The organism is Nocardia sp. NPDC056952 (assembly GCF_042674185.1).
Lineage (GTDB): Bacteria > Actinomycetota > Actinomycetes > Mycobacteriales > Mycobacteriaceae > Nocardia.
On record NZ_JBHURA010000015.1, the window covers coordinates 55,226 to 69,140 of the forward strand.

The window sequence follows — 13,915 nt, forward strand, 5'->3', positions numbered from 1 at the left end:
CACGCACATCTGTGTTGGGGCGGCGACGACGGTATGTGGGTGTGGTGGGGGTCTCCCGCACCATCGGGGCTCACTCTACGGAAGCCCACTGACAGATCCACCGATTAAACGAACAGGGCCCCGACCGGCGAACCGATCAGGGCCCTGCTGTTGCGGAGGATAGGGGATTTGAACCCCTGAGGGCGTTAACCCAACCCGCGTTCCAGGCGAGCGCCATAGGCCACTAGGCGAATCCTCCGTGGAGCAGCATAGCGGGTCGCAGGGGGTCGATGCCAAACCGGACCCCCGCGACCGGTTCTGACCTGCTACTTCTTCAGAGCGGCCAGTACCTTGCGGACCTGGGTTTCGGCGGCGGTGCGCATGGCCGCCTTGTCGACGGTGCGCATCGTCGACACCTCGATCTCCACCTTCACCGAGATGTTGCTGTCGTGTGCGGCCACCACGACGGAGTAGTCGCTCGGGATGGAGCCGTAGGTGTGCTGCTCGCTGGCGTAGTACGCCTCCGTGCCGAGGCCGCTCACCGGGCCGTGGTCGTAGTCCTTGCCGGTGGTCTTGGTGTCGTAGCCCTTCCAGCGCGAGTAGTCGGACTCGGTCTCGCTCTCGGTCTTGAACTCGACCTCGAGCCCCAGGGCCGCGTCGTTGGCGTTGCGGCCCGACTCCTGATTCTTGGCGTCGCAGTCGTAGGAGCCGCCGCCGATGTACTCCGACGGGCCACGCTCGGTGTGGGTGGTCGTCTCGCGCGTGGACGACCACTGGTTCAGCACGGTGAGATCGACCAGGTCGCAGGCGTTCTTGCCGTCTTTGTAGACGTAGCTGCCCGCCCACTTGTCCGGATCGGGACCGAAGGGGTTGTCGTCGACCTTGTTGGCCGTGAACGCGATCAGCCCGATCACGAGCGCGCCCACCGCCACGATGGCGCCACCGACGATCCACCAGACCGCCTTGTTGCCCGACGACGGCGGCCGCGGCGGTGCGCCCCATTGCGGCTGCGGCGCCTGATAGGCGCCCGCTTGCGGATGGGCGTACTGCTGCGGCTGCGGGAACGGTTGTGGATTCGCGCCGCTCTGATACGGCCCGGGCGGTGCGGTGTAGGGCTGGGGGTTCGCGCCGCTCTGATAGGGCCCGGGCGGTGCGGTGTACGGGCCGGGCGCGCCGATATTGCCGCGCAGCACTGTCGGGTCGGCTTGGGCGGGGTTCTGACCTGCGCCTTCGCCTGGTCGTTCCCACCATGCGACGGTGGGGTCGGACGGCGGCACACCGTCGCCGGGTGGTCGCTGATTCGGGCCGGTCACGATCGGGCCCCCTCTCCAGTCATGGGGAACACCGAACCCCCCGCTGCCGATATCGGATAGATCGTAGCCAGCGTCACCGTCGGCGCGGCGGTTATACGGTTGCGTACACTCGAGTATCGACTGGTCGGATGTGGCCGTCGTCGAGGGATATGAGGTGGAACACGTCGTGGGTACCGCGCGCACGCCCCGGGCCAGATGGGTCGAGGAAGGCCTGGCCGTACTGGCGTCCTCCGGCGTCGACGCCGTGCGGGTCGAGGCGCTGGCCAAGCGCATCGGCGTGACCAAAGGCGGGTTCTACGGCTACTTCGCCGACCGCGACGCACTGCTCACCGCGATGCTCGACGTGTGGGAGAGCGAAGCGACCGACCAGGTGCTCGAACGCGTCGAAACCCTCGACCCGAAGACCAAGGCGCGCGTGGCGGGCCTGCTCACCTTCTCCAGCAATCGACTGCTCCCGATCGACCTCGCGATCCGCGACTGGGCCCGCCGCGACGACGACGTCGCCGCACGCCTTCGCCGCGTCGACAACACGCGAATGGCGTTGCTGCGCGAGACAATCGGCGTGTTCTGCGAAGATCCCGACGAGGTCGAAGCCAGGAGTCTGCTCGCCTTCTGCGCCACCATCGGCAGCCACTTCCTTGCCGCCGATCACGCGGGCCGCACCCGCGTCGAGGTCCTCACGCGCGCCGCCGACCTGCTGTTCGAAGACCGGAATCGCTAGTACCGCGAACAACCGCTACACTGGCCGACGGATCCCGCGCGGCGAGCATCCTGTGAACTCCCCCAGGGCCGGAAGGCAGCAAGGGTCAACGGGCTCTGCCGGGTGCGCGGGGTCCCCTTTAATTTCAGGGGTCCTCGCTCCGACCGATCGGCCTACGCACCTTCGCAGCGTGCGAGCCTGATCCCAGCGCCGATACCCCGCCGATTCCAAGCAACCGCCGGGTAACGTTGCGCCTGTCAGCACGCACAGCGTGCAACCCACCTTGCTGCTTCGAAAGGCTGCCCAGGATGCCCCGGCAAACGCAGATCGGTTTGATGAGCCACGAGGAACTCGTGTCCGAGCACGAGTCCCAGACCGCGAAATACGCGACGCTCAAAACTGAGAAGCTCACGCTGGATCTCACCCGAGGTAAGCCCTCGCCGGAGCAACTCGACCTGTCCTCGTCGCTGCTCTCCCTGCCGGGCGAGGGCGACTTCCGCGACGGCTCGGGCACCGATTGCCGCAACTACGGCGGCCTCACCGGTCTGCCGGAACTGCGCGCGATCTTCGGCGAACTGCTCGGTATCCCCGTGGAGCGACTGCTGGCGGGCAACAACGCCAGCCTCGAGATCATGCACGACATCATCGTGTTCTCGATGCTCTACGGCACCCCCGACTCCCCGCGCCGCTGGGTCGACGACGAGCCGATCAAGTGGCTGTGTCCGGCCCCGGGCTACGACCGGCACTTCGCCATCACCGAGGCGCTCGGCATCGAGATGATCACCATCCCGATGCGCCACGACGGCCCCGATGTCCACGCCATCGCGACGCTGCTGGCGAACGACCCGCAGATCAAGGGCCTGTGGGCGGTGCCGAACTACTCCAACCCCACCGGCGTCGTCTACTCGGAAGAGATTGTCCGCGAACTGGTTTCGCTGCCGGCCGCGGCACCGGACTTCCGGCTGTTCTGGGACAACGCCTACGCGGTGCACCCGCTCACCGACACCGCGGCGCCGGTCGTCGACGTACTCGGCCTGGCCGAGGCGGCAGGCAACCCGAACCGTCCACTGGTGTTCGCGTCGACCTCCAAGATCACCTTCGCCGGTGCGGGCGTGAGCTTCTTCGGAGCGTCGCAGGCCAACATCGACTGGTATCTGTCGCACGCCGCGAAGAAGAGCATCGGCCCCGACAAGCTCAACCAGCTGCGGCACCTGCGCTTCTTCACCGATGCCGAGGGTGTGCGCGAGCACATGCAGAAGCACCGCGCGCTGCTCGAACCCAAGTTCGCGCTCGTGCGCCGCATCCTGGAAGACCGCCTCGGCGCGTCGAAGGTGGCGTCGTGGACCGAGCCCAAGGGCGGCTACTTCATCAGCCTCGACGTGCTCGAGGGCACCGCGGCCCGGGTGATCGCGCTGGCCAAGGAGGCGGGCATCGCGCTCACCGCCGCGGGCTCGGCGTTCCCGTACAGCAAGGATCCCGAGGACAAGAACATCCGCATCGCCCCCAGCTTCCCGCAGCTGCCGGAACTGGAGAAGGCGATGGACGGACTCGCGACCTGCGTGCTGCTCGCGGCCACGGAGAAGCTGCTCTGAGATCACCGGCGTGGGTGGGGCCCGCCGAGGCCCCGCCCACGCTCAGTTCGGTTTGGTCACCAGCGTGCCGAACAGGGTGACCGAGATATGGATGTCGCCGCGGTCCGCGCCTGCCTGGAGGTCGGCGAGGAGCTGATCGCGATCGCTCGCGGTGATCGCCCCGCGCAGGGCGGCCAGGTCCGCGATGCGGCGCACCAGCGCGCCCGCGCCGACCGTTCGGTCCTGCACCAGCGCGTGTGAGCCGATCTCGTCGACCACCAGGCCGGTGGCGCTGAGCAGCCCGGCGAGGCGACGGCCCGAGAGCGGATTGGTGGTCGAGGAGATCAGGGTGTCGATCACCGCGCTCACCACCCGGGGGTTGCCGGGATGCACGATCGCGGTCGCCCAGTCGCAGTCCACCACCACCGCGCGTCCACCGGGCCGCAACACCCTGGCGATCTCGGCCGCCGCCCGCGCGGGTGCGGTGAGGTGCTGGAACACCCGTTCGCACAGCACCGCGTCGAAGGTGTCGGCGCCGAACGGTAAGCCGTAGGCATCGCCGGAGACGAAGCTCGCGCTCGATCCGGACTCCACCGCACGGCGCTGCGCCGAGGCCAGCAGATTCGGATCAGGCTCGACGCCGACCGCGGTGCCGTGGGGCCCGACCTCCTCGGCGAAGGTGAACACCTCCGAACCGGTGCCTGATCCGATATCGAGGGCACTCTCGCCGGGCCGCAGCGCCAGCGCGTGGTGACTCCAGGCGCCGAGCGCGCGCATACCGGGCCGGGTGACTTCCAGATCATGGGCGTCGATCAGCTGATCCCGGGCCGCTCGGTCGAAGCGGGCCGGGCGTGGGGTGTAGTCGGTCATTCGCACCGCCAGAGTGGGAGCAGTCCTCGTGAGCATGGACTCAGAGGCTACTGGTGAAATGTGTCACGATGAATGTATGACTCGCACGCTGTGCCTCGCGCAGGAATCCGAGGCCGACGAACTACTCAGCACCGACGATTTCGCGCTGCTGCTGGGGATGTTGCTCGACCAGCAGTACCCGATGGAGCACGCGTTTCGTGGGCCGCGCAAACTCGCCGAGCGCATGGGCGGATTCGATCTGCGCCGCATCGCCGAAGCGGATCCGGCCGAATTCGAGGAACTCGCGGCCACCCCACCGGCGATTCACCGTTATGGGCGGTCGATGGCGCGGCGGTCCCAAGCGCTCGCCCAGTATGTGATCGAGCATTATGACGGCGTACCTGCGCAGATCTGGACCGCGGGCGATCCCGACGGCGCGGAGGTGCTGCGCCGGTTGCAGGACCTGCCGGGGTTCGGGGCGCAGAAGGCGAAGATCTTTCTCGCATTGCTCGGAAAACAGCGCGGCGTGCAGCCCGACGGCTGGCGAAAAGCGGCCGGATCCTATGGCGATGACGGGTCGCGACGCTCGGTCGCCGATGTCGTCGATGCCGAAACATTGTCGGAAGTACGAGAATTCAAGAAGCAGGCCAAGGCGGCGGCCAAAGCCTCCAAATGAATTCCTAGTTAAGATCTAGCTGCTTTTTTCCCTCGTCACGAGGGTGGATCTGCTCGAAGCTTGCATCTCGAACAGCTCCACAACAGATGAGGGATTGGCAGTTTTATGAAGATGAGGAAGTTCGCCGTTGTCGCGGCGCTCCTGACCGTGGCTACGGGCATCACGGCGGGCACCGTGAACGCCGCGCCGGCCGAGGAAGCCGCCCCGATCAACTACACCGCCGAGGTCGTCGACGATTCGAAGGCCGTCATCACCACTGATGCCGGCTCGCTGGTCGAAGAGGACGGTGTCTTCAAGATCAAGGCTCCCAACGGCGCCACCCTCGCGGGCACCCCCCTGAGTTTCCGCCTCGACGAGTTCGAGCTGCCGATCGCGGCCGAGATCTCGGGCAACACCGCGACCCTGACCCCGCAGCTGGATCCGGCCAAGGCGGTCTACAAGCCGGTCGCGCTGCCCTATGAGGACAAGGCGCCGTGGAAGACCGAGTACGAGCGTGAGCAGGCTGCCTGGAGCCGTCTGACCTCCACCATCTCGCTGGGTGCCGCTATCGGCACCCTGGTCGGTGGCCTCGGCGGCGCCGCGCTCGGTTGCGTCGCGGGTGCGGCGGGCGGCCTGGTCGCCGGTGGCGTGCTCGGCGCGATCTTCGGCGCCCTCCCCGGCGGCATCGGCGGCTGCGTCGTCGGCGCCACCACGATCGGTGCCCTCGGCGTCATCCTGGGCCAGATCTTCATCACCGCCCCGGTGGCGATCGGTGCTGCGATCCAGTACTTCTCCACGATCTCCGCGCCGTTCAACGCCCCGGCCAAGTAGGTCCGGCCGGGTCGTCGAAACCCCCTGCGGGAACTCCGGTTCCCCGCGGGGGGTTTTGTCGTTGACACCCATTGCGCCTGTCATGCGCACCGCTGACCTGCGGCGATGATGTGCCGCAGCGCACAATTCGCCGGTTTGGCTTGGATGGGTCGGGATTCGGTGTTAACTTGATTGTTATGTCCAGCAACCATCTCACCGCCCAGCGGGTCACCTACGTGACCGCCGCTCTGGGCTTGCGGTTGCCGTTGACGCGCGAACTGTGTCGTTCCTGCTTCTGCAGCTGAGCCCTTCAGGTTCGTGAGCTGCCACGCCCCACGTGTAGGCAATCCCGTTGGGATAACGGGATTTTTGGCAAGGAACTTCATATGTCTGCTCCCATCATCGATCGCCCCGTCTCCCGGACGGGCGCCGGTCGCCCTCGTGTTTCCCGCCCCGTTGTGCCGCCGGAGCTGCGGCGTAGCGACAACCCCGCCGCAGCGGTGCTGCGTACCGCGGCCTCCGGCCCGGTCTCGCGCGACAATGCCGCGCGAGCAACGGGTTTGAGTATCGCCACCGTCAATCGGCAAGTGGCGTCGCTGCTTTCGGCGGGACTGCTGCGTGAGCGGCCCGATCTGACCGCCGCGGGCGCGGTCGGCAGGCCGCGGGTGCCCTTCGAGATCGATCACGACGCCTACCTCACGCTGGGCATTCATATCGGCGCCGAGGCGACGAAGATCGTCGCCGCTGATCTGCGTGGCCGCATTCTCGGCGGGCTCGCCATCGCCACACCCCAGACCGGGCAGGAATTCGCGGTCACCACCGTCGCGCGCAGCGCCAAGGCGTTCCTGCAGCGGTGGCATCGGCGGACGCCGCTGTGGGCCGGTGTGGCCATCGGTGGGCGGGTGGATCCGCAGAGCGGTGTGGTCGACCATCCGAAGCTGGAATGGAAGGGCGCGCCGATCGGGCAGGTGCTCGGCGATGTGCTCGAGCTGCCGGTTTCCGTCGCACCGCACGTCGAGGCGATGGCGGCCTCGGAGCTGCTGCTGCCCACCTTCGACGCGCGCAGGCCCGAGCCCGATACCGAACTTCCCGCTGCCCAGCACGGCAGCAGCCTCTACTTCTACGTCCGCGAGACCGCGGGCATCGCCGTCACCCTCGACGGCCGGGTACACACCCCGAGCAATGGGCCCGGGTCGATCGCGCATCTGCCGACGGGCTCCGATGTGCAGTGCACGTGCGGCCGGCGTGGATGCCTGGAAGTGACCGTCGGTGATCGGGCCCTGCAGGCTCGGGCTGTCGGACGCGGAATCATTCCGGCCCACAACGGGACTGCCGGGACCACGATCAATGATCTGTATCGGGCGGCCGAGTCCGGGTCCGAATCGGCGCGGGAACTGCTCGCCGAGCGGGCGACGATGCTCGGACAGACCGTCGCGCTGGTTCGCGACATGCTCAACCCGGATCGAGTTGTGCTGGGCGGGCAGGCTTTCACGGGGTACCGGCCCGCTCTGGGGCATGTGGCTCGGGCGTTTTCGCAGAGCACGCAGCTGGCCGCCACCGATATCCGGATCAGCGGATTCGGGGGGAAGGTCCAGGAATTCGCCGCGGTGGTGACGTCGTTGAGCGCGTTGTACGCGGACCCGCTGGCGGCTGTCCGCCGGGTATAGCACAGCGAAAGGCCCTGCGACTCTTGACGAGTAGCAGGGCCTTTTCGTATCCCGGGTCGCTCAGCGCGGGTTGAAGGCTCCCTCCAGTGCCGTGATGAAGAACGGGAACTGGGCGGCGAAGCGGTGCAGGTTGGGGTCTCGGTCGTAGCCGGCGAACCAGTAGAGGCCGGGTTGGGAGTCGGCTGCGGGGTTCATGTCACGGAAGGTGCGGATCCAGTTGTCCGCTCGGCCGCTGATCACCGTGTAGGGGAGGGCGCGGGAGAAGATCGTTTCCTGGTCGATGGGCGGGATCCCATCGCGCACGACGGTGTCGAGACCACGGTGCATCGCGCGGATTCGGCCGGCGACGGTGTCGCCGAGTGGGGTTCGGGTGGGGAGGTAGTTGGGCAGCAGCATCGCCGCTCCGCCCGCCAGGGCGATGGCTACGCCGACCAGGGCGTGGCCCGCGGTCAGGGCGAGGGTGACGGTGATGATCAGGCCGAGGACGATCAGGGCGGCGCCGATCCAGCGGGGGAGAGCGCGCTGTTTCGGGTCGGCGAAGGCGCCGGTCGCGACGGCGTCGTTGCGCATGGCCGCGCGGATCGGGTCCAGTTGCAGGCGGCCAGGGGCGCGCAGTTCGCGGACGGCGACGGTGTCGGTGCCTTCGGGGAGCAGCATGTCGTAGACGGTGCGCTCGTATTCGCGCAGCTGGTCGTCGGGAGCGTTGACGCGGCTGATGCGCCAATCGTCTTCGCCACGCGCGTTCACCGGGGTGATCCACAGGTAGCGCCGGACGGCGAGATCGACGACGGTGGCGGCGATGTCGACCGGATCGGCGTGTTCGTCGATGATCAGGCCGGCCTCGCCGGGGAGCACGCCATCGGGGGAGGTGAACTCCACGCGGCCTGCCTGCTGGATCAGCGGATCGAAGGCGTCGCTGCCCGCCACCGCGGCGGCGGCCCGCTTCCGTGCCAGCAGCACGTAGGCGATCATGCCGGCCAGCGCGAGCAGGAAGGCGCCGAAGGCCGCGAGCACGGGGGTGGTGAAGGCGAACGGGCCCGTACCGCCGCCGCGCACATCGGCATTCGCGGGCACGGTGCCGGGCGGCATCTGCAAGGTGAGGTCGATGGCATCGCCCTTGCGCAGGTCGGTCTGGTGCAGATAGAGCACGCCGTCGGGTTCGGTGTGGACATCGGCGCACGGCTTGGCATTGCCCGCCGAGCCGAGTTTGCAGTCGACGATGCCCATCTGGAAGCTCGGGCTGATCACCGAGACGTCGAGCACGGCGATATCGGCGTTGAGCACGCCCAGCCAGTGGAACACCTGCGTGCCCGGCATGTCGGAGACGGTGTTGTGCACCGTATACGTGAACTTCGATTCGCCCGGCTTCGCCTCGACGACGAACTGGTCGTTGACGGTGGTGGCGGTGCCGGTACCGCTCGCGGTCACATCGGTGACCTTGAAGACCCGTTCGACGTCGTCACCGACCTTGAGGCGCAACGGCAGCGACATCGTGAAATTTCCGTCGGCGGGGACCGCGACAGTTTCGATGACTTCGAGCACACCGGTTTCGGTGAGGGTGAGGTCGGCGGTGATCGAAACACCGGAGGTCGAGGGCTCCGTATGGGCTACCGGCGCGGCCACGAGCAAACCCGCCGCAGCGAGCAGCAGCGCGCCTGCGGCGCCCCCCCGAAAAGTCAGCATGGGTGCTTACTCTAGACAGCTTGCTATTCTGCGTCAGCGGCTGTCGACGACTCATGAGACGAGGGGGGTACGGGGGAGTGACTCAACCACCGTACGGTTATGGGCCGAACGGCCCAGGTGGACGACCGGTTCCACCACCCCCCGGCTATGGTCCGCCCCCGGGATACCGGCCACAACCGGGTTACGGGCAGCCAGGTTATCCACAGCCGCAGGGCTATCCACAGGGTTATGGGCAGCGTCCGGCGTATGGTCCGCCGCCGGGATACCGCCCGCCGCCGATGCCCTACGGGCCGCCGGGCAGGCCGACTCCGCCGCCGCGAAAGCGGGGCGGTGGCTTCACTTCGGCAATCCTGGTCGTCATCTTCCTGCTGGTCGGCGGTCTGGTGAAGTACGCCGTCAATACCGGCGTCGACCTGGGCATCGGCGCGATCGGCCCGAAACCGACCACCACCTATACCCCGCAGCCCGGTACCGCGCCCGCCGCGACCGGCGACAATCCGCTGCTCACCGACTCCGACGGCACCCTGGTCCCGGCATCGTGCAACTACGCGCCGTGGGGCACCCAGGTGGACAAGGCGCGCGCCTTCTTCGAGTCGGCCGCGAAGTGCCTCGAGTCGGCATGGAAACCGCTGCTGGCGGAGAACAATCTGCCCTTCGAGTCGCCGACGCTCAGCGTCACCGCGACCACCGACGGCATCACCACCCCGTGCACCGGGTCGACGAGTAACTTCGCCGCCTTCTACTGCCCGGCGAACAAGACCATCTACATGCCGATCAGCCAGCTGCAGACCGAGCAGTTCCGCGACAACTGGGTGGTGTACCTGTCGGTGTTTGCGCACGAGTACGGCCACCACGTGCAGGCTCAGTCGGGCATCCTGCGCAAGGCCAACAGCGAGCGCGTCGACGCGGGCGCCCGCTCGGCCAAGGGTCTCGAGCTCTCGCGCCGAGTCGAGTTGCAGGCCAACTGCTTCGACGGCATGTTCATCGCCTCCTCGAAGGGCGGTGGCTCGCTGACCTCCTCGCAGGTCACGGTCGCCACCAAGGATTCCTACGGCCGCGGTGACGGCCCCGGCGACATGCGCGACCACGGCACCGCCGAGCACGGCGGCCAGTGGTTCGAAACCGGCTTGGATCGCAACCTCACGGCCCAGTGCAACACCTTCACGGTGTCCGCGAGCGAAGTGAACTGAGGCTGTGCTGTTCCGCCTCCCCGCGTCTTCTGGCCGGACTCGTGTGCCACGTAGGTAGCGTTGGCGGCTGACGGTGTGGTGCGGGGTGAGTCAGCCCGTTCCCGGTGAGTTACCCATGTCCGTGCGTGATCAGTTGTCAGGTGATTTCTATGTATCCGCCGCCTCCTCCGCAGCCGCCGTACGGTAGGCCCCTGCCGCCGTATGGCGGGCAGATGCCGCCGTATGGGGGACAGATGCCACAGTACGGTCGGCCCGTGATGCCGCCTTACGGTAGGCCGTTGCCGCCGCCGTACGGTTATGCGCCGCAGGGGTATCCGCCGCCGCGTCGCGGTGGATCGGGGGCCGTCGGTGCGGTGCTGACGGTGTTGACCGTGTTCGGGGTCATCGGGTTGCTGGTCGCCGCGGTGGCCCTGTCCGATCAGAGCTCGCCCGGCTCGGTCGCCAAGACGACGCCGCCGAGTTTCACCTACAGCTCGAATTCGCCGGTGCCGACCACGAATCCCACGTCGGCGCGAGCCACGACCACCGCGCGCACCACCACGCCGACAACGACCAAACCGGCGGGGCCGCAACCCGTGATCGCCCTCGGTCAGCATCCGTTGTTCAAGGACGACGACGCGGGGCTGACGAACATGGACTGCGATCTGCCGCGCTGGTCGACCGCCGCGGCAGTGGCCAAAGCCTTCTTCGCGGCGGCTCAGGTCTGCCTCGATCAGATGTGGCGGTCGAACTTGGCCGCCGCGAATCTGCCCTTCAAGAGTCCGGGGCTTGTTGTCGCGGAGAACTCCTCGGAGCTGTCATCGCCGTGCGGTGGCTCGTCCAGCGGCGCGTTCTACTGCAGCGCTTCAAGCACCATCTACATGTCGACGGTGGGGCTGGTCCTGCACAACACGCCGTATCCGCCGATGGAAGCGCTGTCGATCTACGCGCATGAGTACGGTCACCACGTTCAGGGGCTCACCGGCGTGATGCAGGCGTCGTCGAATCAGCGTCGTGAGCAGGGCACGATGTCGGCGGGCGGGCTGGAGACGTCGCGTCGAATGGAGTTGCAGGCCAGCTGTTTCGGCGGCATGTACATCGGCTCTTCGGAAGCAGGCGGTTCATGGACCTCGCAGGAGGGCTACGCCGCGGTGAAGCACCACTACGACCTCGGTGACGGCAACGGCCGCCACCGAGATCACGGCACCCCCGACCACAACGGCAATTGGTACAACCAGGGTTACACGAAGAACCGCAACTTCCAATGCAACACCTGGCTGGCACCAGCCGACGAAGTCAGCTAAGTCCCGTAGTGACCCTCGCCGAAGCGGCGGGGAGAGGAGCCGTGCACCCCTTCGGCATAGGCGGTTTCGGCGTGGAGGGCGAAGTCGATGCCCGCTGTCTCGTCTTCCTTGCTCACGCGGAAGCCGATGATCTTGTCGATGCCCTTGCCGAGCATCCACGAGACCGCGAAGGCATAGGCCGCCACCACCAGGACCGCGACGAGCTGCTTGCCGAGCTGGGCGAGGCCGCCGCCGTAGAGCAGCCCGTTCACGCCGCCGGTCATCACCTGGGTGGCCAGCAGGCCGATCAGGACCGTGCCCACGATGCCGCCCACGAAGTGCACGCCGACCACGTCGAGCGAATCGTCGTAGCCCGCTTTGTGTTTCCAGCCGACCGCGAACGAACACACCACGCCGGCGGCCAGGCCGACCAGCACCGCACCGAGAGTGTTCACCACGCCGCAGGACGGGGTGATCGCGACCAGACCGGCCACCGCGCCCGAGGCCGCACCGAACGTGGTCGGCCTGCCGTCGCGGATCTGTTCGACGATGAGCCAGCCGAGCATGCCGAGACTGCCCGCGACCAGGGTGTTCAGGAAGACAGCTGCCGCGGTGCCGGTGGCGCCCAGTGCGGAGCCCGCGTTGAAACCGAACCAGCCGAACCACAGCAGACCGGCGCCGAGCAGCACGAACGGCAGGTTGTGCGGACGCATCGCATCGATGTTGAAACCGATTCGCGGTCCGAGTACCAGCGCCAGGGCCAGTGCGGAAGCGCCGGAGGCGATCTCGACCACCAGGCCGCCCGCGTAGTCGAGCGCGCCGAAGTTCAGCAGCCAGCCGTCCGGTCCCCAGACCCAGTGCGCGATCGGCGCGTACACCGCCAGCGTCCACAGCGGAACGAACACCATCCAGCCCGCGAACTTGGCACGGTCGGCGATGGCGCCGGAGACCAGGGCGGCGGTCAGGATCGCGAACGTCAGCTGGAAGGTGACGAACAGCAGTTCCGGAATGGTGCCGCGGACGGAGTCGGGATTGATCCCGGCCAGCCCGAGATGCTCGAGATCGCCGATGAGGCCACCACCCGCGTCGTCACCGAACGCGAGGCTGTAGCCGGCGACCAGCCAGACCACGGTGACCAGCGGGATCGCGATGAAGCTCATCATCAGCATGTTCAGCACGCCGGTCGAGCGCACCATCCCGCCGTAGAAGACGGCCAGTGCCGGCGTCATCAACAGCACCATGGCGGTGGCCGCGAGTAGCCAAGCAGTGGCCGCCGGGTCGATCGTTGCGGGCACGGTAACTCCTTTCACGCGTGGATGCGTTGCGAGAAAGTTACCGAACACTCACCACGGATGGCGGCGCTAGCCCCGGTTTTCCTTGGCCAGCGCCCGCGTGCCGCGCTTGCCGGGAACGGGCAGGTCATCGCCGTCCGCGAGCCACTCGGCGGTGGTGAGCCAGCGTCGCTGGGCATGTGCGTCGGCCACGTCGAAGAACAGGCGGCGGCCGCGATCGTCGCGCGCGTCGCGGGCGAGCACCGCCCAGCTCGGCGGTTTGCCCCGGTCGGCGGTGTGCTCCACGACGAAGCCGGCGACCAGCTTGCCGATCATGTTGACCGGCTTCTGCGAGACCCGGTTGCCGTATTTGGTGGTGTGCCAGCGCCGTGCCGGGCACAGTGAACCGGGGCTCGCGTTCGAGGCGATCCAGCCCGCGCGCTGTGCCCGCTCGATCAGCCACAGATGCTTGACCGCCGACGGCGCGATCTCACCCACCCGTTCGGCGATGAGCGTGCAGACCTCGGCATCGGCGAGGATATCGCGCCTGGTAGGGCCGATATCGTGGTCGGTCCAGTGCGCGGCGGCGAGACGGGCGAGGACGCGGCCGAACTCGTCGATGCTGCGCTGGGCGCGACGGCCGAGCCGCTCGATCCGCTCGGCCTCGCGGCGCATCTCGTTCTGCGCGGTGAGCGTGCGAATGGCCGCCATCGTCGGCACCTGCCCGCGTTCGAGCAGTTGCAGGATGGCGTCGGCGGTCGCCGGGTCGGCTGCGGCAGCGACGGGTAACGAGTCGCGTTTGATGTCGAAGTCTTGTGGGCTGATCGCCCGGCTCAGTAGCCCGACTGCGGCGTTGTCGCCGGCGAAGTCGGTGTGGGCGAGCCAGGCGGTTGCGATGTCATCACACGACAGCACGGTGAAACGTTCCTCCGGTCGGTGCGGTGGGGGAGCGATCGGTGCGCGAA

Annotated in this window: 12 protein-coding genes, 1 tRNA gene and 1 other RNA gene; 8 read left to right on the forward strand and 6 right to left on the reverse strand. The window is 67.7% G+C overall.

Annotated elements, in window-relative coordinates:
• Positions 1–153 precede the first annotated feature (153 nt).
• Positions 154–238, reverse strand: a tRNA-Ser gene (locus tag ACFTS5_RS32195).
• Between the two features lie 67 nt (positions 239–305).
• Positions 306–1,292: a hypothetical protein gene (locus ACFTS5_RS32200; RefSeq protein ID WP_378638569.1), complete on the reverse strand. Its 987-nt coding sequence runs from the start codon at positions 1,290–1,292 to the stop codon at positions 306–308.
• 154 nt (positions 1,293–1,446) lie between these two features.
• Between ACFTS5_RS32200 and ACFTS5_RS32205 the strand changes: the two genes are divergently transcribed.
• From ACFTS5_RS32205 to ACFTS5_RS32215, 3 genes are all read left to right on the forward strand, one after another.
• The gene (locus ACFTS5_RS32205) at positions 1,447–2,013 is read left to right on the forward strand and encodes a TetR/AcrR family transcriptional regulator (RefSeq protein WP_378638571.1); all 567 of its coding nucleotides are present in this window, start codon (positions 1,447–1,449) and stop codon (positions 2,011–2,013) included.
• Positions 2,014–2,039: 26 nt separating this feature from the next.
• Positions 2,040–2,134, forward strand: an RNA gene (gene ffs, locus ACFTS5_RS32210) — signal recognition particle sRNA small type.
• Between the two features lie 166 nt (positions 2,135–2,300).
• Positions 2,301–3,584 (forward strand): aminotransferase class I/II-fold pyridoxal phosphate-dependent enzyme, encoded by a 1,284-nt coding sequence (locus ACFTS5_RS32215; RefSeq protein WP_378638574.1) that lies wholly within the window; start codon positions 2,301–2,303, stop codon positions 3,582–3,584.
• 42 nt (positions 3,585–3,626) lie between these two features.
• Here the strand turns inward: ACFTS5_RS32215 and ACFTS5_RS32220 are convergent, their stop codons facing one another.
• A complete protein-coding gene (locus ACFTS5_RS32220) occupies positions 3,627–4,433 on the reverse strand; it encodes a methyltransferase domain-containing protein (protein ID WP_378638688.1) in 807 nt (268 codons plus the stop codon).
• A 76-nt stretch (positions 4,434–4,509) separates the two neighbouring features.
• On the opposite strand from ACFTS5_RS32220, the gene ACFTS5_RS32225 reads away from it, so the two are divergent.
• From ACFTS5_RS32225 to ACFTS5_RS32235, 3 genes are all read left to right on the forward strand, one after another.
• On the forward strand, positions 4,510–5,088 hold the full coding sequence (locus ACFTS5_RS32225; RefSeq protein ID WP_378638576.1) for an HhH-GPD-type base excision DNA repair protein: 579 nt from the start codon (positions 4,510–4,512) through the stop codon (positions 5,086–5,088).
• Positions 5,089–5,193: 105 nt separating this feature from the next.
• Positions 5,194–5,898 carry a hypothetical protein gene (locus tag ACFTS5_RS32230; protein WP_378638579.1) on the forward strand — a complete coding sequence of 235 codons (705 nt, stop codon included), beginning with the start codon at positions 5,194–5,196 and terminating at the stop codon, positions 5,896–5,898.
• Positions 5,899–6,263: 365 nt separating this feature from the next.
• A complete protein-coding gene (locus ACFTS5_RS32235; RefSeq protein ID WP_378638582.1) occupies positions 6,264–7,544 on the forward strand; it encodes an ROK family protein in 1,281 nt (426 codons plus the stop codon).
• A 60-nt stretch (positions 7,545–7,604) separates the two neighbouring features.
• Here the strand turns inward: ACFTS5_RS32235 and ACFTS5_RS32240 are convergent, their stop codons facing one another.
• Positions 7,605–9,227 carry a DUF2207 family protein gene (locus tag ACFTS5_RS32240; protein ID WP_378638585.1) on the reverse strand — a complete coding sequence of 541 codons (1,623 nt, stop codon included), beginning with the start codon at positions 9,225–9,227 and terminating at the stop codon, positions 7,605–7,607.
• A gap of 278 nt (positions 9,228–9,505) precedes the next feature.
• Between ACFTS5_RS32240 and ACFTS5_RS32245 the strand changes: the two genes are divergently transcribed.
• Both ACFTS5_RS32245 and ACFTS5_RS32250 read left to right on the forward strand, forming a co-directional pair.
• Positions 9,506–10,417, forward strand: coding sequence for a neutral zinc metallopeptidase (locus ACFTS5_RS32245; protein ID WP_062990214.1), 912 nt, complete (start codon positions 9,506–9,508; stop codon positions 10,415–10,417).
• A gap of 257 nt (positions 10,418–10,674) precedes the next feature.
• Complete coding sequence (locus ACFTS5_RS32250; RefSeq protein ID WP_378638690.1) at positions 10,675–11,700, forward strand: neutral zinc metallopeptidase; 1,026 nt, start codon at positions 10,675–10,677, stop codon at positions 11,698–11,700.
• On the opposite strand, the gene ACFTS5_RS32255 is transcribed toward ACFTS5_RS32250, so the two are convergent.
• Both ACFTS5_RS32255 and ACFTS5_RS32260 read right to left on the reverse strand, forming a co-directional pair.
• A complete protein-coding gene (locus ACFTS5_RS32255) occupies positions 11,697–12,974 on the reverse strand; it encodes an ammonium transporter (RefSeq protein WP_378638589.1) in 1,278 nt (425 codons plus the stop codon). The two genes, ACFTS5_RS32250 and ACFTS5_RS32255, sit on opposite strands and share 4 nt — an antisense overlap.
• Before the next feature lie 66 nt (positions 12,975–13,040).
• Positions 13,041–13,865, reverse strand: a complete 825-nt coding sequence (locus ACFTS5_RS32260; RefSeq protein WP_378638592.1) for a hypothetical protein — start codon at positions 13,863–13,865, stop codon at positions 13,041–13,043.
• Positions 13,866–13,915: the final 50 nt, after the last annotated feature.

Bases quoted from the DNA above. Each gene is read 5' to 3' on its own strand.
- ACFTS5_RS32215 (WP_378638574.1), top strand. From the start codon at position 2,301: ATGCCCCGGCAAACGCAGATCGGTTTGATGAGCCACGAGGAACTCGTG.
- ACFTS5_RS32220 (WP_378638688.1), bottom strand. From the start codon at position 4,433: ATGACCGACTACACCCCACGCCCGGCCCGCTTCGACCGAGCGGCCCGG.
- ACFTS5_RS32225 (WP_378638576.1), top strand. From the start codon at position 4,510: ATGACTCGCACGCTGTGCCTCGCGCAGGAATCCGAGGCCGACGAACTA.
- ACFTS5_RS32230 (WP_378638579.1), top strand. From the start codon at position 5,194: ATGAAGATGAGGAAGTTCGCCGTTGTCGCGGCGCTCCTGACCGTGGCT.
- ACFTS5_RS32235 (WP_378638582.1), top strand. From the start codon at position 6,264: ATGTCTGCTCCCATCATCGATCGCCCCGTCTCCCGGACGGGCGCCGGT.
- ACFTS5_RS32240 (WP_378638585.1), bottom strand. From the start codon at position 9,227: ATGCTGACTTTTCGGGGGGGCGCCGCAGGCGCGCTGCTGCTCGCTGCG.
- ACFTS5_RS32245 (WP_062990214.1), top strand. From the start codon at position 9,506: ATGCCCTACGGGCCGCCGGGCAGGCCGACTCCGCCGCCGCGAAAGCGG.
- ACFTS5_RS32250 (WP_378638690.1), top strand. From the start codon at position 10,675: ATGCCGCCTTACGGTAGGCCGTTGCCGCCGCCGTACGGTTATGCGCCG.